18 protein-coding genes are annotated in these 22,071 nt (G+C 44.0%); 3 read left to right on the top strand and 15 right to left on the bottom strand.

Features of this window, described 5'->3' with window-relative positions:
* Positions 1 to 389 precede the first annotated feature (389 nt).
* Entirely contained in the window at positions 390 to 2,156 is a 1,767-nt protein-coding gene (locus tag KNQ09_RS16460) for a methyl-accepting chemotaxis protein (RefSeq protein ID WP_251138236.1), read from the top strand.
* A 138-nt stretch (positions 2,157 to 2,294) separates the two neighbouring features.
* Here KNQ09_RS16460 and KNQ09_RS16465 read toward each other — a convergent pair whose 3' ends face one another.
* From KNQ09_RS16465 to KNQ09_RS16520, 13 genes are all read right to left on the bottom strand, one after another.
* Positions 2,295 to 3,239, bottom strand: a complete 945-nt coding sequence (locus KNQ09_RS16465; RefSeq protein ID WP_214859082.1) for a glycoside hydrolase family 43 protein — start codon at positions 3,237 to 3,239, stop codon at positions 2,295 to 2,297.
* Positions 3,236 to 4,183 carry a glycoside hydrolase family 43 protein gene (locus KNQ09_RS16470; RefSeq protein WP_214859083.1) on the bottom strand — a complete coding sequence of 316 codons (948 nt, stop codon included), beginning with the start codon at positions 4,181 to 4,183 and terminating at the stop codon, positions 3,236 to 3,238. The genes KNQ09_RS16465 and KNQ09_RS16470 overlap by 4 nt, the downstream gene beginning before the upstream one ends.
* Positions 4,180 to 5,349 carry a sn-glycerol-1-phosphate dehydrogenase gene (locus KNQ09_RS16475; RefSeq protein WP_214859084.1) on the bottom strand — a complete coding sequence of 390 codons (1,170 nt, stop codon included), beginning with the start codon at positions 5,347 to 5,349 and terminating at the stop codon, positions 4,180 to 4,182. Before KNQ09_RS16475 ends, KNQ09_RS16470 begins: the two co-directional genes overlap by 4 nt.
* Entirely contained in the window at positions 5,346 to 6,344 is a 999-nt protein-coding gene (locus KNQ09_RS16480) for an aldose epimerase family protein (protein WP_214859085.1), read from the bottom strand. The genes KNQ09_RS16475 and KNQ09_RS16480 overlap by 4 nt, the downstream gene beginning before the upstream one ends.
* A gap of 17 nt (positions 6,345 to 6,361) precedes the next feature.
* A complete protein-coding gene (locus KNQ09_RS17630; protein WP_160315905.1) occupies positions 6,362 to 6,601 on the bottom strand; it encodes a DUF6171 family protein in 240 nt (79 codons plus the stop codon).
* 1 nt (position 6,602) lies between these two features.
* Positions 6,603 to 8,129 (bottom strand): alpha-N-arabinofuranosidase, encoded by a 1,527-nt coding sequence (locus tag KNQ09_RS16485; RefSeq protein WP_214859086.1) that lies wholly within the window; start codon positions 8,127 to 8,129, stop codon positions 6,603 to 6,605.
* Positions 8,130 to 8,172: 43 nt separating this feature from the next.
* Positions 8,173 to 9,660, bottom strand: coding sequence for an L-arabinose isomerase (gene araA / locus KNQ09_RS16490; RefSeq protein WP_214859087.1), 1,488 nt, complete (start codon positions 9,658 to 9,660; stop codon positions 8,173 to 8,175).
* A gap of 33 nt (positions 9,661 to 9,693) precedes the next feature.
* Entirely contained in the window at positions 9,694 to 10,392 is a 699-nt protein-coding gene (gene araD, locus KNQ09_RS16495; RefSeq protein ID WP_058265990.1) for an L-ribulose-5-phosphate 4-epimerase, read from the bottom strand.
* Complete coding sequence (gene araB, locus KNQ09_RS16500; RefSeq protein ID WP_214859088.1) at positions 10,386 to 12,077, bottom strand: ribulokinase; 1,692 nt, start codon at positions 12,075 to 12,077, stop codon at positions 10,386 to 10,388. The genes araD and araB overlap by 7 nt, the downstream gene beginning before the upstream one ends.
* A gap of 278 nt (positions 12,078 to 12,355) precedes the next feature.
* Entirely contained in the window at positions 12,356 to 13,753 is a 1,398-nt protein-coding gene (locus KNQ09_RS16505) for an arabinan endo-1,5-alpha-L-arabinosidase (RefSeq protein WP_214859089.1), read from the bottom strand.
* A 71-nt stretch (positions 13,754 to 13,824) separates the two neighbouring features.
* On the bottom strand, positions 13,825 to 14,667 hold the full coding sequence (locus KNQ09_RS16510; RefSeq protein WP_214859112.1) for a carbohydrate ABC transporter permease: 843 nt from the start codon (positions 14,665 to 14,667) through the stop codon (positions 13,825 to 13,827).
* A gap of 72 nt (positions 14,668 to 14,739) precedes the next feature.
* Positions 14,740 to 15,636 (bottom strand): carbohydrate ABC transporter permease, encoded by an 897-nt coding sequence (locus KNQ09_RS16515; RefSeq protein WP_214804756.1) that lies wholly within the window; start codon positions 15,634 to 15,636, stop codon positions 14,740 to 14,742.
* 67 nt (positions 15,637 to 15,703) lie between these two features.
* The gene (locus KNQ09_RS16520; protein WP_214859090.1) at positions 15,704 to 17,053 is read right to left on the bottom strand and encodes an ABC transporter substrate-binding protein; all 1,350 of its coding nucleotides are present in this window, start codon (positions 17,051 to 17,053) and stop codon (positions 15,704 to 15,706) included.
* A gap of 366 nt (positions 17,054 to 17,419) precedes the next feature.
* Between KNQ09_RS16520 and KNQ09_RS16525 the strand changes: the two genes are divergently transcribed.
* On the top strand, positions 17,420 to 18,544 hold the full coding sequence (locus tag KNQ09_RS16525) for a GntR family transcriptional regulator (RefSeq protein WP_214859091.1): 1,125 nt from the start codon (positions 17,420 to 17,422) through the stop codon (positions 18,542 to 18,544).
* A gap of 31 nt (positions 18,545 to 18,575) precedes the next feature.
* Positions 18,576 to 19,175, top strand: a complete 600-nt coding sequence (locus KNQ09_RS17635; protein WP_214859092.1) for a DUF624 domain-containing protein — start codon at positions 18,576 to 18,578, stop codon at positions 19,173 to 19,175.
* 627 nt (positions 19,176 to 19,802) lie between these two features.
* Here KNQ09_RS17635 and KNQ09_RS16535 read toward each other — a convergent pair.
* Complete coding sequence (locus KNQ09_RS16535; protein WP_214859093.1) at positions 19,803 to 20,531, bottom strand: GntR family transcriptional regulator; 729 nt, start codon at positions 20,529 to 20,531, stop codon at positions 19,803 to 19,805.
* A gap of 82 nt (positions 20,532 to 20,613) precedes the next feature.
* Positions 20,614 to 22,035, bottom strand: coding sequence for a glycoside hydrolase family 1 protein (locus KNQ09_RS16540; protein WP_214859094.1), 1,422 nt, complete (start codon positions 22,033 to 22,035; stop codon positions 20,614 to 20,616).
* Positions 22,036 to 22,071: the final 36 nt, after the last annotated feature.

The following is a 22,071-nucleotide window of genomic DNA, read 5'->3' on the forward strand; positions in this document are numbered from 1 at the left end:
TTTTACCTAATGAAAATTTTTATGTATCAAATAACGATATGCATTTTTTCCGACCTTTCCATCGGCATTTTTAGGATTAAATTTGATACTTGCCATCAGGCTCTTTTTTTACGCTTCTTTCTCATTTGGTTCTTAATCTAACGAGACACCCATTTTGCTACTTAAAAAAAGTTAATACGATCTCAAAACTTATTTTTGCGCGAAATTCACTATGAGCAAGAACTTTTTTAATCGAACTGAGAAGTCGCTTTTTTTATGATTCAGAATTGTTGAGCCTACTTAGAAGTTAAATTGTGTACACAAAACATAAAAATCAAAACACTTCTGAAAATTTTTACTTCTGACTACAGACTAAACAACTTTTAGCTTGTACCGATACTACTGTCTGTATGAAACAAACTCAGGAGGATTGTATGCAAAGCAAACGTAAGCACTCACTAAAAAACAGACTTTCTCAAATCATCGGTATCATTCTACTCTTGTTTTTCTTATTTAGTAACGTTGCTCTTTATTTCAATACTACACAAACGGCACTCTCTACTCTAAAAAAAACAGCTATCCAAGATGTACAGCGGATTGCAAATCAAATTGATCCCACAACATATGAGCGGTTTCTCACTCAACCTGAAAAAGGAACAGATTATGAGAAGCTTCGTTCTCAGCTAGATAACCTTCGTCAGCAAAATGGACTTCTTTATACGTATACGGCACTCGTAGAGGATGAAAACGTCAAACTCATGGTAGATGGTAGCTCTTCAGAGAGTGCTAGTGACATTCGAGCACCTGCAACCGGTGCTTCTTATAAGGACGTCAAAGACGTTCTTTTAGGCAAGACACATGCAACTGACATCATTGAAGACGAAAAATACGGACAGTATATCAGTGTCTTCGTTCCAATTAAATCTCCTGATGGTAACGTTATCGGCATTTTAGGAGGGGATATTTCAGCAGACGAGGTACACGAATTAACGATGGCTCTTGCCAAACAAAACTTCCCGCTCTTCTTTTTAGGTCTCGTTTTATTCTTTAGTATCACATTGATATACTTACGATGGATTCTTATGCGTAAGCTTGATCCGATTCGTATACTCCAAGAGGTCGCTCAATCCATTGCAGCAGGAGATTTAAAAAACGCTGATTTTCAATTGCAAGACTTGAGAGTGAGCGCCAACGATGAGATCCACTCCCTTGCAGTATCGATGCAAGACATGAATGACATGCTGAGTAAGATGATTGGTGAAATAAAAAAAACTTCTACATTGATTACTCAAACTAGTGAAACCATCGACTCCAGTTCACAGGAAGTACTCGATGGGTCGACACAAATCGCGCATACAATGACAGAGATTGCCGTAGGAACCGAGAGTCAGACTCATGTGACTCATTCTCTCAATGAAGAGATGAATGCATTCGCGGATTTGATTCAGAGTACAGATCATGTCAGTGCAAATATCAATCAAGCAACTGTCGAGATGAACGAATTGACTCGTGAGGGTCGTGCGCACATGCACCAGTCTGTCGAACGAATGAACGTCATCCACTCTCACGTCCAACGTTCGACAAACCAAGTTCAGGAGCTGAATCGACAATCGGAGGAAATCCAAGGTCTTATTTCCATCATCCGTGATATCTCTGAACAAACCAATTTACTTGCCTTAAATGCAACAATCGAAGCAGCACGAGCTGGTGAGCAAGGAAAAGGATTTGCTGTCGTCGCCTCTGAGGTCAAAAATCTCTCTATGCACGTCGCTGAAAACGTCAGTCAAATCTCTTCCATAGTCAATAGTGTACTCGTGAGTACTCAATCGATGGAAAAAAGCTTCACGGAGACAGTTTACGAGACAGAGGCTGGTAAAAAATCAATCCTTGATACGGATCAATCCTTTAGCCGATTGACAGAACATGTCGAAGTCGTTTCTCAGTCTTCTCAACATATGGCTCTGCAAATGCAAAATGTCCTTCTCTCAGAAAATCGTATTCGGCATGCACTAGGCAAAATTGCCTCCGTCGCAGAAGAGCATACTGCTGGGAACGAAGAAGTCGCTGCAGCATCAGAGCAGATGATTGGTACGGTGACTGCTCTGCATGATTTAGTCATCACTCTAAACGAAACGACAGATGCCCTAGAACAAGGGACAAACCGTTTTAAGATCTAATTTACAAAAAAAAGCATCCCTTCTGTAGAATAATTCTACGTAAGGGATGCTTTTTATGAGCTCGTGGTTTTTAAATAAAAAATTACCAACTTTATAAGATTAACTATATTTTCTTAAAGAAGTTAATACTTAACGTAATTAGGTTGGTTTACCAAAGTACGGTTGTTTATCCATGGTCCACGTAAAGATTTGTGCCCGTGTATGACGATTCGGATCGTATAAAGGATCACCTTCGATATCTGTGTATGTCCGTGCATGATAGACAATAACGTCGCGTCCCTGCTCATCTATCGTAAAGCTATTATGTCCTGGTCCATATTGGCCAGCCGCATCGTTCGTCGCGAAGACTGGCCGCAATGACTTTTCCCAAACATCCGGATTCAGTAGATCATCGTCTTCTGAAGCACTCAACATACCCATGCAATAATTCTCATCCGTTGCACTAGCAGAATACGTAATGAAGATTTGTCCGTGACGCTTCAGGACTGCAGGTCCTTCGTTCACCAGAAAGCCTTTTGTCTCCCAATCAAGCTCTGGCTTTGTCAACATGACTTGCGGTTTTTGAATGGTCCAAGGATTCTTTAAAGAAGCGATATATAGGTTCGAGTTCCCTTCGATGGAAGGATCTTTTTGTGCCCATACTAAGTAATGAACATCTTGATGTTCGAAAACGGTCGCATCAAGAGCAAACGAATCCCACTGTGTTTCAATTTGTCCTCGTTCTATCCATTCGCCTTCTAGCGGGTTGTCCGAACCATTCTCTAAAACGAACATGCGATGGTCAAAGAGTCCGTTTACAATTTCACGTGACTTAGCAGCTGCAAAATAAAGATACCATTTTCCACGAATATGATGTAATTCGGGTGCCCAAATCAGATCACTCATCGGACCAGTATCAGGTTTGACCCAAGCTGTCACCGCTTCTACATCTTTTAGTTCATGAAGAGATGTAGCACGACGCAATTCGATTCGATCGTATTCGGGAACGGATGCTGTAAAATAATAATAACCATCAGAATGAAGATACACCCATGGATCTGCCCGTTGCTCTAAAATAAGATTCCGATTCTCTGTCTGGTTCATCGTGTGACCTCCTCGTTGACCATCCTTTTTTTTAAAACAGGCATATCTCCCTGCCAAGAAAATGGTCGTATATACGTATGGCGATTCGGATCCCATAATGGATCACCTTCGATTTCTTTATAGTTCCGCGCATGATAGACAATTATATCGCTCCCATCTGCGAGTGTCGTGAAACTGTTATGACCTGGTCCGTATTCACGAATTGACTCATTTGTCGTAAGAATGGGTTGCGGGTATTTTTTCCAATGAGTGGAATCTAACATATCTTCTTTTTCATCGATACGAAGAAGACCTACACAATAGTTATGATTTGTTGCACTTGCCGAGAACGTCACATATATATGTCCATTCCGCTTCATAACAGCAGGCCCTTCGTTCACCAGAAAGCCAACTTTTTCCCATGTATGTTCAGGTGTCGCAATCATTGTCTGTGGTCCTGTCAATGTCCAAGGATTCTCCATTTCAGAAATATAGAGATTGGAATTCCCTTCAATTTCAGGATCTTTCTGAGCCCAAATGTAATATAACCGGTTCTCATGCTCGAAAGTTGTTGCATCGAGGGCGAACGATTCTTTCCATGTCTTAATTTGTCCTTTTTCCACCCATTCGCCTTCCAAGGGATTGGCGGAACTATTCTCGAGAACGTACATGCGATGATCAAAAATCGCATCTTCACGTGCCGCCGCGAAATAGAGGTACCATTTCCCTTGAATATAATGCAATTCTGGCGCCCAAATGTTGGCACTCATGACTCCAGTCGAGCGCTTCTGCCACACGACTTTCTCTGCGGCTGCAGTCAATTCCCCGAGCGTCTGAGCGCGACGTAGCGGAATCCCGCTAAAATCAGGTAAGGACGCCGTAAAATAATAATAGCCATCTGTATGACGCATGATCCATGGATCCGCGCGTTGTTCTACGATAGGATTTACGATTGTCTCTGTCATAATGAACGCTCCTCTGTTTCAAAGTGGGTCGTCTGTAAGCTCATCAGTTTCAAAAGGGTATGTCTTTCGCGAAGTCGATACGCTTCTCTCTTGCTACTCGCTAGAAGAAGGGGTGAAATACCGATTTCCTCTGGTCGAATCGGGGCTTGCAACGAATTAAAAACGGACTCCATCTTCTGTCGTGTCGGGAGCTGATTCGCCCACTCCTCTAGCTCCCTCGGTACAGTAGACTGCTCTTGAATCATCGTTTTATAGGTATCGATGAGTTCCATCGTCGCAATTGCAACTTTGGTGCCATGCAAGACCGCCGGACGTTCGTGTGTCAAGAAGTCCATCTCCCAGTAATGAGAGAGGTGGTGTTCTCCACCAGATGCAGGATGTGAATGTCCAAAAATCAACATCGCAATTCCTGATAAAATCAATGAATCCATCAGCTGATTTAAACCTTCCGCTTTTTCTGCATAGATATCTGGTAGAGCTTTTACACAATCGAATAAAGCTTGTTCTGTCAATCGAGCAACTACAGGACAAAATGGTTCTTTTCCATCAAAGGCACCAAAACGCCAATCCAGTAAGGAGGTGTACTTCCCAAGCATGTCGCCGACACCTGCCGCCACTAACGCCCGAGGTGCATCACGGATAATGTCGCTTGGGATGAATACTGCAATTGGTGAGACGAGCTGATAGGTGATTTTCTTCCCTCTTATGATTAAGGGCGCTCCTTTTGAAGTAAATCCGTCCACTGAAGGAGCGGTCGGAACAGATAAAAATGGGATTTTTGCTTTCGCAGCACAAAACCGCGTCACATCATGAATGGTACCTGCTCCAAGTGCAATCAATGCATCCACACTATCGTCCAGCTCGAGCATTACTTGTACAACTGCTAGTTCATCAGCTGCGACGTCCCCTTGTTTGTTCGGTGAGAGCGTGACTAAGGTTACATCAATTCCTACCGTCAACAATGCTTTCTGCAACGGGGAATAACCGACCGTCTGCGTAGTGACATCAGCGATGACGAGAAGATGCCGCCACTCTTTCTTCTGCACAAACTTGACTAGAGATTGCCACACCTTTTCCGAGGCATTGATTTGCTCAATCGAAATCGGATGGTGTGGATTTCCACAAGAACATGTGGCAACCTGCTTTTGTATCTGTTCGAGGTTCATCGACTGACTCCTTTCCCGACACGATATTCCGTTTCCCAGTGATACGTCTGCCCCGCCGATAATTGGATAGAAGGAAAATTACTGTGATGAACGGCGTCAGGAAGATGTTGAGGCTCCAGACAAACACCATAATATTTTCGAGAGCGTCCCTCACGTAACATCGTTTCTTCATTCATCTGGTTTCCTGAATAGAGCACGAGAGCAGGTGCAGTCGTAGACAACATCAAGGAGCGCTTACTTTCAGGATCGTACAGCGTTGCTGTTCGTTGGTCGTCGAATAAAAAAGGATGATCATAACCATTGACGAGTTGATTTTGTGGATGGCTTGAAGCTGGACCATCTCCCAGCATTCGTCCTAATCGGAAGTCGAAAGGAGTGTGATCGACATCCAATAAGCGACCTGTAGGGATCAAATCATTTCGAAGCTCAGCAAATTGATTAGCCGGTAACGTCAATTCATGCTGTAAGATGTCTCGGTTTCCGCTACTTAGATTGAAATACGTATGATTTGTCATATCAACCACCGTATCCGTGTCACTGATTGCCTCATACATAATCTTGACACCGTCTTTTAACAACATAAACGAAGCTCTGACATCGAGTACCCCTTTATAGCCATTTTCACCATCAGGACTTACATACCGAAGAATGAGATGAGTATTAGATACGTCTTCCACTTTCCAGAATCGACAGTGGAGACCGTCTCCTCCGTGAAGATGATGCTTCCCTTCGTTTTGAGGCAGATGGTACGTTACACCGTCCATATCGAATGTTCCGTCCTCGATTCGTCCGGCGACACGGCCGACGGTCGCTCCCAAGTAATATGTGTCTGTCATGTATTCCTCAACCGTATCGTAAGACAAGATGAGGTTTTTCCATCCCTCATCTTGAATCGAAAACTCTTGCAGAGTTGCTCCATATGTCAATATACGTAAACGACACATATCGTTCTCGAGCGTAAATGCCGTCTGATCTATTACTTCTTGTTGTTCCATCTCAAGTCGCTCCTTTTTCACCAAACCTTCACCGGACAATGTTTTGTTGCAAGGCGTGCCCGATAAGAGACATAGCATCCGCATTTCAAACAGGTATCGTCCTGGTAAAACGAACAGACTGCACATTGACGAAGACGTTCCTGATATTCAGCGTCTGTGACTTGTGCCATGACTTCCGCGTCGATGGTCAATAACCAATCAGTGTCTACTTCTGTTGGAGGACAAGTACGACACCGTCTTGTCTCGACGACTTTCATCTCAGCGAACCGCCAGTGTGATGACGCTCATCGCTGGAACATCCATGATGAGCTTCCCGTCTTCCGTCACCTGGACCTCATGCTCACGTGGCGCAACCACGTCTGGTTGTTCAAACGTATTATGAGCATTGAGATGATCTGCTGTTAAAATGCGCGCTGATACGTCCGAAATCGTCCCCATTCCCCGCAAATCAATTTCGACCTTATCGCTGTTTTGATGGTCAAGCTGGCAGAGGCTAATGTGCAATACACCATCAGCATCGCGAGAAGCTGTCGCATTTACAGAGGGAATCGATTCTTCTTTGGCTACATAGTCACGCGTGATAGCTGCTAGCTCGACACGTTCAGCATCTTGATGGACGCGATACATCTCAAAGACATGGTATGTTGGCGTGAGAATGAACTGGTCCCCCTCCGTTAAGATCATCGCTTGAAGCACATTGACCATTTGCGCGATATTCGCCATGTGAACACGATCATTATGCTTATGGAAGATATTGAAGTGAATTGCTGCGACGAGCGCATCTCGAATAGAGTTTTGTTGATACAAGAAGCCCGGATTCGTTCCTGGTTCAACGTCGAACCACGTTCCCCATTCATCGATGATGAGACCGACCCGCTTCTCTGGATCATATTGATCCATGATTTGTCCATGCTTTGTGATCAGTTCATCCATATAATAGGCACGTTTCAAAGTTATGAACCACTCATCTTCCGTAAAATCTAGCGCTGAACCCTTCCCTAACCAAAAATCGCCTGGAATCGTATAATAGTGAAGACTGAGGCCATCCATCATCGTACCCGCTTCACGCATAAGAATTTCGGTCCATTTATAGTCATCAATGTTTGCACCACCAGCAATCTTATAAAGTTGATTGCCGTCATAGTTGCGTACATAGGTCTGATAGCGTCGATATAGATCAGCGTAATATTCCGGACGCATATTTCCACCGCAGCCCCAGTTCTCGTTACCAACACCAAAATACGTAAGCGACCACGGTTCTGTACGACCATTCTCCTGACGCCAATTCGCCATCGGTGACTCGCCATTGAACGTCATGTACTCCACCCATTCAGACATCTCTTGGACGGTTCCGCTCCCCACGTTTCCACAAATATAAGGCTCACACTCTAGTAGTTCACACAGACGCATAAATTCATGGGTTCCGAAATGATTGTTTTCGACGACGCCACCCCAATGTGTATTGACCATCCGTTTTCGGTTTTCATTCGGTCCAATACCATCTTTCCAGTGGTATTCGTCTGCAAAGCACCCACCCGGCCAGCGTAAGACCGGAATGTTCAATTTCTTCAAAGCTGTTAGTACATCGTTCCGAATGCCATCTGTATTCGGTATGGTCGACTCCGGACCGACCCAAAGACCTTCATAAATACAACGTCCGAGGTGTTCCGCGAAGTGTCCATAGATATGTTTACTGATTTTACCTTTTGGTAAATCCACGTTGACGATCAATTGTGTTGCCGCTTCTTTTGTATTTAACGTTGATGTGACGAGTTGGTTATTCATAGTATCTCCTCCAAGAAAAGGGACCTAGTAAGGTCCCAATAAATTATGGTCGATAGTACAGTTCATTCCAACGTAACTCATTATTAAATCGAACTGTCTCCGTTTCTTTATCGATGACTGCAATTTCAATGTTCAAAAGTTCTGCGAAGTCGCGCAATTGTTCAGTTGTTACTTCATACGAGTAACAAGTATGGTGCGCTCCCCCGGCTTGGATCCAGTTTTCGACAGCTTGAGCCATCGATGGTTCTGTTTTCCATAGAACACGTGCCACCGGAAGATTCGGCATTGCTTCATCAGGTTGGATGCCCTCGACTGTGTTTACCAAGAGACGGAAGCGATGTCCTAAATCAATCAGACTAGCGTTCAATGCCTTGCCATTCTGTCCTTCGAATACCATCCGCGCTGGCGCTTCACGATCTCCGATTCCGAGAGGATGAACCTCGATTCTAGGCTTATCGACCGCAATGGTCGGACAGATCTCGAGCATATGCGCTCCCAGTACCATTTCGTTGCCTGGTTCAAAATGATAAGTATAGTCTTCCATGAAAGATGTCCGTTCGTTGCTCGCCATGATTTTCATAAGTCGAACAAGCGCTGCGGTTTTCCAGTCTCCTTCTCCCGCAAATCCGTATCCTTGCTCCATCAATCGTTGGACGGCTAGCCCTGGTAGTTGCTTGATGCCATGTAGGTCTTCAAAGGTTGTCGTAAATGCTGTGTATCCACCTGCTTCCAGGAAAGCTTTCATACCGAGTTCGATGCGCCCTTGATAGCGGACCGATTCCTGGAATGCTTCTTCTTCCATTCCAGTATTCGTCATTTCATACCGCGTGCGATATTCTTCCATCAAGTCATCTAAATCTGACTCCGCGACCGCATTCATATAGGTGACGAGGTCACCGACACCATACCCATTGACCGTCCAGCCCAGTTGGATTTGTGCTTCGACCTTATCTCCTTCTGTCACCGCTACATTCCGCATGTTGTCACCGAAACGCGCGACCTTTAAGTTCTTACTTTCCGCTAATGCGTGCGCCACATTCATCCAAGATGACATCTTTTGACGTGTGAGTTCATCTTCCCAATGACCGACTAGCACTTTTCGCTTCACGTTCATCCGGCTTGTGATAAAACCATGTTCACGATCACCGTGCGCTGACTGATTGAGGTTCATGAAATCCATATCGATCGCATCCCACGGGATGTCACGATTGAACTGCGTCCCAAAATGAAGCAAAGGTTTTTGTAACACACGCATCCCACTGATCCACATTTTCGATGGTGAGAAGGTATGCATCCATGTGATCACACCGGCACAGGCATCATCAGCATTCGCCCGCAACATCATCTGCCGAATTTCTTCTGCATTTTTGACGACTCCCTTGTAAACAATTCGATCCCGGAAGACATCCGCTGCATCTAATCCTGAGACCATCTCTTTCGAATGTGTTTCGACTTGACGAAGTACCTCCTCACCGTAGAGCATCTGGCTTCCTGTCACGAACCAAAATTCGTGTGTGTTTGCTGTCAACATATAAAATCCCCCTCATCTAGCTATGTGCACCTATCATTTCTGACCGTAGTAGGCGTTCTCTCCATGTTTGCGCAAGTAGTGTTTATCTAAGATGCTTTGTTTGATGGGTGCTAATCCTGGATTCAGATTCAAGGCATGAATACCCATCTTGGCTACTTCCTCAAGTACGACTGCATTGTGTACGGCTTCATCCGCATCCTTTCCCCAACAAAAAGGTGCATGATTTGCGACCAGTACACCTGGTACGGCAACAGGTTCCAAGTGTAGTTCGTTCAACGTCTCAATGATGACATTTCCGGTTTCCAGCTCGTACGCCGTCTCGATCTCTTCATCAGATAATTCACGTGTACACGGAATTTCTCCGTAAAAGTAGTCGGCATGTGTCGTCCCGAATGCAGGAATTGCTCGTTTCGCTTGCGCCCAGCTCGTCGCCCAAGGGGAATGCGTATGGACAATGCCTCCTATCTCAGGCAGAGCACGATACAAAGCCAAATGTGTTGGCGTATCAGAAGATGGACGTAGATCACCCTCGACGACGTTGCCTTCTAAATCGACTACGACCAAATCCTCTATCGTCAAAGCATCATATGGGACACCGCTCGGTTTGATGACGACCAAACCTGCATTTCGATCAATCCCACTGACATTCCCCCACGTGAAGGTGACCAAGTCATGTTTCGGCAATGCTAGGTTCGCTTCAAGCACTTCTTCTTTTAATTGACGACTCACCATACAGGTTCCCCCTTCTGACGCGACGATTCCGCCTTAATTTTCTTTAATCGCTTCATCACATCATTTTCTCCGCGACCGAAATAATCGTATAGTTTCGTATACTCAGCAAACAGCGCCTCATACACTTCAACGTTTTCTGGAATCGGAAGATATGTCTTTTCTTTTACGCGTCCCATCTTCGTCGCTGCTTCCGTGATGGTGGCATAACCGCCTCGTTCTGCTCCTGCGGCTACAGCACCGAACATGGCAGATCCTAAAGCTGGAGTTTGAGAAGAGGCTGAAATCTTGATTTCCATGTTTAGGACGTCGGCATAAATCTGCATCATCAAGGCATTTTTCTCCGCAATTCCTCCTGCAGCGTATACTTCGTGGATGGGAACACCACTTGTTCGGAACGCTTCTACAATCGTTCTCGTGCCATAAGCAGTCGCTTCGATCAATGCGCGGTAGATATCTTCTGGTTTCGTCAGTAATGTTGCACCTAGAAGTACGCCCGTCAGATTCGTATCTACCAGTGTAGAACGATTTCCGTTCCACCAATCAAGAGCGATCAATCCATGTTCACCGACGCGTTGCATCGTTGCCTTATCAGTCAATAATTGGTGCGTACTAACACCTTGAATGTTTGCTTCTTGCAAATAGTCACTTGGTACACAGTTTTCGATGAACCATTCGAAATGATCTCCGACACAGGACTGACCAGCTTCATATCCCATAAACCCCGGTAAGACCCCATCTTCGACGATACCGCACATACCGGGTACGACCTGTTCCTCTTCACCAAGCAGGATATGACAAGTAGATGTTCCCATCACCATCAACAACTTACCGGGTTCCGTGATCCCAACCGCAGGTACTGCAACATGGGCATCTACATTCCCTACGGCAACGGCAGTTCCCGGAAGGAGACCGATTCGTTCTGCAAAGGATATTGTTAATTCTCCTGCTTTGGCCCCGATGGGTGCGATGTCGTTGGAAAGCTTCTCTTCGACTACGTTCTCAAGTCGTGGATCTAACGCTTTGAAAAACTCTCTAGAAGGATAGCCTTCCTGTTTGTGCCAGATCGCTTTATAGCCAGCCGTGCAACTATTGCGTACCACTTTTCCAGTTAGCTGAGAAACGACCCAATCCGTCGCTTCTAAAATTTCGTGAGCAGCCTCGTAAATGGAGGGTGCTTCGTTTAGAATTTGCCAGACCTTCGGAATCATCCATTCGGATGAGATTTTTCCGCCGTAGCGTTTTAAGAAAGGTTCTTCTCGTTCACTCGCAATACGGTTCAAAGCGTCTGCCTCATCTTGAGCTGCATGATGCTTCCACAACTTCACATAGCTATGCGGATTATCTTGATACTCTTCACGGAAGCACAACGGATTTAAATCGACATCGATCGGTAGAATCGTACAAGCTGTAAAGTCGATACCAAGCCCAATGACTTGTTCCTTCGTAATACCTGCCTCTTTGACAACTGCGGGGATCGTCAATTCTAGGACCTCTAAATAATCACGCGGATGTTGGAGTGCCCAGTCATGTTCAAGCCGTGTTTTTCCATCAGGCAAAAATTGATCCATTACTCCATGTGTATATGGTTTGACTGCAGTCGCCACTTCATGACCTGTTTCGACATCAATCAAGACGGCTCTACCTGATTGCGTGCCATAATCAATTCCGATTGTATATTTCGACATTTCATCACCCTACTCCCAAAAAGAATGCGCTTACATTTCAGAAGAAAAAATAAAGTGTGTGGGCACTCCCTCATTTTCATCCGGACAAATAATCAAAATTTGTGCAGAAAACTTAAAAAAACAATAAATTTGTACGTATAACTTACACTATGATTGTATCAATTATTTAGGAATAAGCAATCATTTTTCAGAAAAATACGCAATTATTTACGTTTTTTTCTATTTATTAAACTTTTAATCTCCTTCAATATAGTTATTTGTCCGTACAAATAATTGATTTAACGTTTTTTTGTCCAAATTGCTGTTCCGTCCTCACTAAGACCTGTCATGATGATCGTGGATTTCCAATTTTCCCAATCCCACGCTGCACCGACCTGTAACTCATACCTTTCTTGCCTAATGCGTAGACTAAGGATGTTCCCCTTTAATTGCCACGAACCTTCCTCATCAAAAAGGGTGCCGTCTTTTTGCAACTTCAGCTTTCTTGATTGTTGCTGACCATCATCAAATCGCGGAAAAATAATGGTTTCCCATTCTCCAACGATCTGGTCTTTTTGAACACTGATATTCTTTTCACCTGCGTATCGTTCAGGCGAAACCACTGGCCACCCATCTTTTGTCCAATACACTTTTCGGACCTGCAATTGCGACCAATAGATATCTTCTCTTGGGCGAGCTTGATGGATAATAAAAGTATCTTTTCCATCCTGTAAAAATGCAGAATGACCGGTCCCCACGTAACCGTCGTCTCCTCCAAAACGGTAGGAGCCAACAATTTTTAAGCCAGTATCAAATGATTCATCTGAAGTATCCCGTAAATCACGCCCACGAGAATCAACATAGGGTCCATCGATCGATTTTGATCGCCCGATTCTTACGTTATACGAATCTTCTAACCAACCATATGAAACCATCAAGTAGTAATAACCTGTTTTTGCGTTGTAAAGAATTTCTGGACCTTCTATTCCCATCGTCATATCTTTTCGCTTAGCAAGTAACTTACCTTCTGACGACTTCTTCATCAATTTCCCCGTATTCGGATTGATTTCCGTTAAGAAGATACCACCAAAATAGGATCCATACGTCATCCACCATTTTCCTGTTTGGTCTTTTAGCACGTGAGGATCAATCGCATTAACCGTTTTTCCATCCCCTTCTTTTGAAGCGATGACGACTCCCTGATCGTGCCATGGTCCCTCAATATTAGAAGCACTCGCCATTCCAATGTACGAGGTACGACTGCCGACTTTTGAGACAGAATAGTAGAGGTAAAATGTATCCTTGATTTTTGTAATCGAGGGCGCCCAAAATGTATTTCCTCCCGTCCATTTGAACGCTTCTTGAGAGACTTCATCAAATACACGACCTGTGAATTGCCAATTAATGAGATCTTTTGATTTCCGAACCTGGATGCCCGGTGTCGGTGGACCTCCTACCATATAATCTGTCGAGAACACATAGTAGGTATCACCTTCCTTTATGATTGCCCCATCATGCGTAAAGTTTGTCGTCCACTTCTTTTCTTGATTCAAAATATTTGGTCTGACATCAGCCGCTTTCTTATCAAAAGGCGCTTTCGGTAAATTCAAATCCTGGAGAGATGCCCTCGTGGACCACCAAAAGAAAGAGCAGCCTGCGATGAACAACACGATGAATCCTATTAATATTTTTTTCATACGAATTTTTCCTCCTTTAATTAAAAACACCCGCCTTTACTCAAGACGGGCGTTTCCATTTTCGTTATACCTCACCCTTTAACACCAGAAATAGCAATCGATTCGATGATTTGCTTTTGAAAAATCATGAAGACGATCAACATCGGTAATAATGCGACAACAGATGCCGCCATAATTAATGGATAATCACTTTGGATGGCATAGGATGCATTAAAATTAGCGATGACCAATTGTAGGGTTTGTTTTTCCGGAGAGTTGAGATAAAGAATCGGACCGAGATAATCATTCCAAATCGCCATGAACCATAGAATCAATTGTGCGGCTACGGCGGGCTTAATCAACGGGAAGACGATTTTATAAAAAATTTGAAAATAGGAGCACCCGTCAATTTTTGCTGCTTCGATGATAGAATTCGGAATACTGTTCAAGAACTGACGTAAGAAGAAAATCATGAAAATATTTCCGAACAAACCAGGTACAATCAACGGAAGAAGTGTATCCACCCATCCGATTTCTGAGAACATCATAAACTGTGGAATCATCAGGACAGGATACGGAATCATGACAGACGCGAACAAGAGAAGGAAGATTTTATTTTTGCCCCTAAAATTCAACTTAGCGAACGCGAATGCCGCGAGACTCGAGGTGAATGTTCCAACGATCGTGACAGATAGGGCGACGATCAGACTGTTTGATATGCCAGACAAGAGCGGACCCATATTCCAAATCTCCAAATACTTATTGAACGATATGTCGCTAGGAATCCAGACCGGTGGAAGTGAAAACACTTCATCTTTCGATTTCAAAGAGGTGGACACCATCCACAATAAGGGAGCGATCATGACGATGGCACCCATTGTCAGAAAGATAAAGACAAAGATATCCGTGATCCGGTCTTTTTTCTTTACGGACATCGTCTCTACATTTTCTTTTTTTCGTGTAAGGGCTAACTGCATGGTTATTCTCCTTTCTAAGATATTAGTTTCTTAATCCAAATCGAATGATGATTTTTCGTTCATACGGAATTGGAACAAGGTAACGATGAAAATGAAAAGACCGAGAACGAGTGCCATTGCCGAAGCATAGCCTAGCTGGAAGTTTCCAAAGGATTTTTGCCAAATGTAGAAGACGGCAGAAGCAGATGAATACTCCGGTCCCCCTGTCGGTGTCATAACGTTGATTTCCGTAAAGATTTGCGCACCACCAATAATATTTGTCACGATGATGAAGAAGGTGACCGGTTTAACCATAGGGAGTGTAATATACCAAAAACAGTGCCAGGCATTCGCACCATCTAATTTCGCTGCTTCATAATAGGAACGCGGGACACTCTGCAAGGCCGCTAAATACAAGAGCATCGTATAGCCAAGACCTTTCCAAATTGCCATGACGATCAACGCCGGCTTGACGGTATTAGCATTTTGGAGCCAGTTTGGACCATCAATACCGATTAAGTCTAAGAACTGATTTACCAAACCATAATCACCGTTATATGCCCACTGCCACAAAATCGAGACAGCGGCGATGGAAGAAATGACGGGAATGTAATAGATAACGCGGAACGTATTTGTACCAAAAATTCCTCGATTCAACGCGAGGGCAAGTAATAACGCTAATACGATACCAATGGGAATCCCAATCATCATGAACAGCGTGTTGTACATGGCTTTATAGAAATACTCGTCTTGGAACACATTAATGAAATTTTCGAGACCAATAAACTTCATTTGTCCAAGTCCATTCCAGTTCGTGAACGCACCATAGAAGGAATACATTAACGGAATTAAAGCAAACAGAAAGAACCCAATTACCGGAGCCGCAACGAATAGGTAAGCATATCGTTGCTCCGTACGATATAACTTGGAAATCGGTTTTGTCTTCATTGTCTTCCATCCTTTCTACACTAGAGTTCCAGGTGGCGACTTACGCCACCCGACTCATTATCTCTAGTTAGTTCGCCTGTTTCTCTTGAGCGATGGCATCATCTAGCAACTTTTGCATTTTTGGTTGCTCTTTTTTCACATAGTCTTCCACTGATGTTTTTCCATCGAGGACAGGCTGGATGTTTTTGAAGAACTCGTCATACCATTCAGCAGTGTATGTTTTTTCTGCTGGCATACCGCGTCCGTAATCATTGATCAAATCAAGGAACTCCTGTTTATTAGCAGGTTTAATGGATGTGTCTTCTACCCAATTTTTAGCGATTTTCATGCTGTTCGGTAATTGTACTTGTGCATCTACCAAAGCCTGTTGTCCTTCTTGATTGGCAGATAAGTACATGGCTAATTCTGTCGCTTCTTTTTTATGTTGCGTCGTTGACCCTACACCAATTCCGAGTGATCCAACCCAACCAGCTGCTTTCCCTGTTGATCCTGCTGGCCATGGAAGAAGGTCATATTCGAACTTTAACTGATCTTTAAAAGCTGCCATATCCCAAGGACCGACAGGGAAGAATGCCAGTTGCCCTTTCATCCACCGTTGATACGTATCGAGTGTTTGTGACTCTCCAATAGATGGAGTTACTTTATGCTTTAACTGCTGGTCTACAAAGAACTGGAGAGCTTCGATGAATTTTGGATCGTCAATCGTTACCTTTGTTCCCTCTTCATTGATCCAGTCTGCCCCGTTACTCCAAACGAAGGGTTGTAATGCCCAGTTCACATTAAACCCTGTGCCATACTGATCCATTTTCCCATCACCATTCGTATCCTTTGTTAACTTCTTGGCTACCTGAATGAATTCATCCCACGTGTATGGTTTGTCTTTATCCGGAAGTGGTACCTTTGCTTTTTCGAACATCGTCTTATTATAGCCGAGCGCAAATGGTCCTAAATCTTTTGGAAGACCGTAAATAGCGCCTTTGCCAAGTACCTTTCCATCATACCGGTATTTATCAACACCTTTTTTCCAGATATCCTCTAACTGGATGTCCTTCGATCCTTCTACATTCTTTGTAATATCTAATAGTACGCCCGAGTTCACGTAAGCTTTGACTTGAGCCGGATTGTAGAAGAAGACATCTGGTACTTTACGTCCTGCGATAGCAGATTTTAATTTTGTATCATATTGATCCGGAGCTGTTTGTACCATTGTCACTTTAACGTCTTTATTGGCTTCTTCAAATCGTTTTACTGTTGCTTTGTACGCTTTTAGTTCTTCAGGATTTCCACGAAACATGAATGTGAGTTCGACTTTTCCATCCGCACTTTTACCATCTCCTGAACAACCAGCTAATGCTATTGATGTTGTCATCAAGGCAGTCATGGTTAGCGCAAACATCTTCTTTGTTTTAAGGTTCATTGTGAATTCCTCCAGTGCTTTAATTTTCAGTGTCAAAGCGGAATTAAGATGTACGTACATATTTATTTAAGCAAACACGATATTATTTTATAGCGAAGCCCACACAACGCTATATGAAAGATAATAAGAACAAGTCAAATGAACAATGAAAGCGTTTTCTGCACAATTTGAGTCTATTACACACATTCGGACATGTCAATTTGATTTTTGTCATTTATTTCTTTTTTGTACGTACATTTAATTGATTTATCGATTGATTTTCTCTTATATTCATAGCAAACCGGACAAATCTTTGCTAATATGTAAGTACTATCATATCTTGTACGGATAAGTTTGCTGATACAAGAGAGAAAGCAGGGACGCCTCATGGCACAACGGACAAAATATAGCATCGTGAAGGATCATATACTTGATTGGATTAAGGATGGCATAGTACGTCCTGGTGAAAAAATTCCTCCTGAAAGTGAACTTGTACAATCTTTCCAAGTTAGTCGGCACACGATTCGCCAAGCAGTTGGAGAGCTTGTGAATGAAGGCTATTTGTACCGCGAACAAGGTTCAGGAACTTACTGCTCCCACGTACTTCCTAAACCAGAAGCTGAGGTAATCGAGCGCTCTAATAACGGCAAGAATATCGGTGTGATTACAACCTATATGTCTGATTACATCTTTCCATCCATCATTCGAGGAATCGAATCTCATTTAGCTTCGAAAGGATATACTTTGACACTTTCGTGTACAGACAATGATGTAGAGAAAGAGCGTCAATGCCTCGAAATGATGTTAGATCGTCAAGTTGACGGATTAATTGTTGAACCAACCAAAAGTAGTAATCATAATCCGAACATCAAATATTATCTAGAACTTGAGCAACAAAACATCCCCTACTTGATGATTAACCAGTATTACTCCCAATTGATGCCTCCTCATCTCATGATGGATGACGAAAGAGGTGGATTTTTAGCAGCAGAACATCTCATCAATCTTGGTCATGAACGTATCATGGGCTTGTTTAAAACGGATGATTTACAGGGAGTTTATCGCATGCGTGGATTTCTTCGTGCGTTTCGTGAGTACAACATCCCTTTAGAACCAGAATTGATCATCACCTATACAACGGAAGAGTTAGTTTCAAGTTTCTATGATTCGATTGGACTCTTCTTCGAGAGTGAAGAGCATCGGCCAAGTGCTGCGGTTTGCTACAATGATCAATCGGCGCTAAACGTGTTGGATCAGTTACGGAAGCTACGTCTATCTGTTCCGCAAGATATCTCTCTTGTAGGTTATGATGATTCCGTCCTTGCAGTAGCAACGGAAGTGAAGTTGACTTCGATCATCCATCCCAAGCAAGAACTCGGACGCGCGGCAGCAGAACGGATCATCGCAGCGGTGGAGAAAAAAGAAGCCCCTCCCTCTCACATTTATGAACCGGAATTAATTATTCGTAACTCAACAGCACCATTTAATCGTCTCGAATCTAAATCTGGTTAATTTTTTGAGGAGAACTTCGGAGGAGGTACTTATGAACTTAAAGCATGAACAAAACAAGCTATTTCAACTTCTTGAATTCACTACTGGACTTGTGCAGTTGAATTTCATTTTTTTCATCACCCTTTTACCAGTCATCACGATTTTCCCAGCTCTGTATGCCTTAACCGCCGTCACGAGACAATGGTCAGTACATCGAGATTACAGTGTTTTTCGATCCTACATTCATTTTTTCAAAGAAGCGTTGCAGTACCATTTAAAGTTCGGCATTTTGTGGACCTTTACCTTACTGTTCTTACTTATTGATTTTTTTATCATTCGTCACCTAGAAACGGGACAGACTTTCTTATTTACAGGTCTCTCAATTGTCAGCTTGTTCTTTTTAGCTATTTCCGTTTTTTTATTTCCAATCCTCTCGCATTATGAGCTGAAAAAAAAGGATGCTCTCAAGTTAGCTCTTTTTAGCTCAATACGTTATGGATATGTTTTATTGTTTTCGTTTCTTTTACTCACGACATTGTGTATATTGGCATATCAATCACCACTCTATTTATTGTTCGGTTTCTCGTTTGTTATATTCCTTACTACCAAGTTGTATTTACATCAGCTGGATTGCACGATGCTTAAATCATAACCTTCGTCGAATCAGAGCTCTCACACTTACAACATGTCCGTTTTCTCGGTATAGATTTTAATTTTAAAACATCAAGATAAAGAGAGCTCTCGATGATCGAGAGCTCTCTTTATGGCTATTTTTTAAGTAGGTCTAAATACAATACGGATTTGAAATAGTATACCGTCTTTAATACTTTATCTGTCATTTTATTGCCATCTTTAAAGACGTAGAGATGATAATGCATCCAACTTCTTTATCAATTAGCCTTTCAGATGTAATCATCTGCTTAATACATAATATTTGACCATAGTTATCATAAAAAATTAAAAAAATAATTTCACCCAACCAATCAAAATAGTAATATCGTGTTAAAAAACTTAACTCAATTTTCTTCTAACAACCGCATGAATAAGCCTTCTCTCTCAATACTCTTCAGATTAACTTCATTCAAGTCATATCTCTCTTCATCTATCTAGTTATCCTCGATTATATTCGTAAAAATAGTTTTTAAGAGTATAGAGAAAGACGTATACATTACGATGTCGCAATATGTATACGCCTTTTTGATTTAAAACCACGAATTATTTAATAGTATTCTTCATTTGATTAAACCGAGAAGTAATCATTCACTTGCCCCAACGTCATTCATCGACCGATGTGAACGGAAGTAAAGACGAACTTATTGTAACGGTGCCTCGAGAACGAGTACTCGAACGGCTTTCCGTTCCCGAGGAAGACGACTTGCTCGACCTCGATAATTGGATCGGTCTCCTCATTCCCAAGATAATCACGGTCCCACTGGTTCGGTTTATCCGCCCGAATCATCTTGTGTGAGCTCGTGATCGTGTAACCGAGTTCTTCCTGGATGTATCGATAAATCGAACTATCGAGGACCTCCTTCGTCACACCAGTAATCAACGAGGAAGGCATGAACGTATGCTCGATCACGTAAGGTTCGTCATCGACATAACGGACGCGCCGAATCTCATAGACGGGATCGGTCTTCTCAATCATTAAGTGACGTGCGACCTCCGCATCTGGAAAGCGTACCTCGAACTGGAGGACCTCACTCCTGACGGTCCGCTCGCCAAGAAGCTTCGTCAACCCTTGGGACTCTTTGTTCAACACGTTGATTCTCCCCTGTGAGAAGCTCGAAGGCAGGATGAAGGTCCCCTGTCCTCGCTGACGATAGATGATGCCTTCCGACACCAGGATTTCGAGGGCCCGCTTCATCGTCATCCGGCTGACCGCGAACTCCTCCGCGAGTTGAATTTCGTCCGGCATCGCTTCCTCGACATCATAACCTCCGTTAAGGATTCGTCCGCGCAATTCATCTGCGATTTTCTCATACTTTGGTTTCTTTTTAATAGACATGATTACACCCCATGTATAGACATATACATATAATATAACAAAAAAGGATGACCAGGGCTAGATATACCCTGATCATCCTTCGTCATCTCACGAACCCCTTCTCTTCGATCACGCGCTTGAACCAGTGGCCACTCTTCTTGACTGTCCGTTCCTGACTCGTAAGGTCTACGCCGACGAAGCCGTATCGGTTTTTATAGGCGTTACTCCAAGACCAGTTGTCCATGAAGGTCCAGAGGTGGTAGCCCTTGACGTTCGAACCTTCCTCCATGGCCAGATTCACCCACTTTAGGTGCTCCGCGATGAAGTCGATCCGGTAATCGTCCTGGATGCTGCCGTCCGCGTCGCGATAGCGTTCCTCCCCTTCGACCCCCATCCCGTTCTCCGAGATGAAGCACTCGATGTTCCCGTAGTTCTCACGAAGGTTCGTCAGGATGTCATAGACGCCCTTCTCATAGATCTCCCAGCCACGATGACGGTTCATCTTCCGCCCTGGCATCTCATAGTAATCGAACAGGTGCTCCGGCATGAACGGCGCCTTTGGGTTCGGGAGGTGTTCCTTCACCTTGATCCGTCTCGGCTGATAGTAGTTGATACCGAGCAAATCGACCGTGTGGGTCGCGATCTTCTGTCGATCCAGTTCCTCCATCAGAGGAAGCGCATCCTGTTCCTTCAACAGGTCTATCAACTCTGACGGGAATGTCCCGAGGACGGACGGGTCCAGGAAGGAACGGTTGAACAGGATGTCCGCCAGATGAGCGGCATGAAGGTCCGCCTCGTTCCGGCTTCTCGGATAAGACGGCGTCAGGTTGAGGATGATGCCAATCTTACCAGCCTGGCCCGACTCCTTATACGCCTCGATGGCAAGGGCACTCGACAAGATTGAATGATAGGCGACCTGGACGGCGCGCCTGAAATCCACCACGTTCGGATAATGGAAGTCGTACAGATAGCCTCCCTCGACCGGGACGATCGGTTCGTTGTGCGTGAACCATTTCGTCACGCGGTCCCCGAACAGCTCGAAGCAGACCTTGGCATAGTCGACGTAACGTGCGACGACGTCCCGGCTCTCCCAGCCACCTTGATGCTGCAACGCGAGCGGCATGTCGAAGTGGTACAGGTTGACGAAGGGCTCGATGCCGGACTGGATCAGCTCGTCGATCACGCGATTGTAGAAGTCGACGGCGAGCGGGTTGACCTCCCCTTCCCCGGTCGGGAACAGACGGGACCAGGAGATCGACATCCGGAACGAGTTGTGCCCGAGTTCCTTCATAAGGGCGATGTCCTCTTCGTACTGGTGATAGAAGTCGGACGCCACCGTCGCACCGACGCCATCGAAGAAACGATTCGGCTCCTGCTCGTACCAGTAGTCCCAGATGTTCGGTCCTTTTCCTCCCTCATACGCAGCGCCTTCCATCTGCGTCGCGGATGCGGCCGTCCCCCACCAGAAGTCGGTCGGGAAGGTATACTTCTTTTCCTGCACGGTCGTGTTCTCTGTCTGATTCATCCTATGCACATCCTATCTATAGTTGTTTTTCACTCA

The sequence above is a fragment of the Exiguobacterium sp. s191 genome (assembly GCF_018618955.1).
GTDB classification, from domain to species: domain Bacteria; phylum Bacillota; class Bacilli; order Exiguobacteriales; family Exiguobacteriaceae; genus Exiguobacterium_A; species Exiguobacterium_A abrahamii.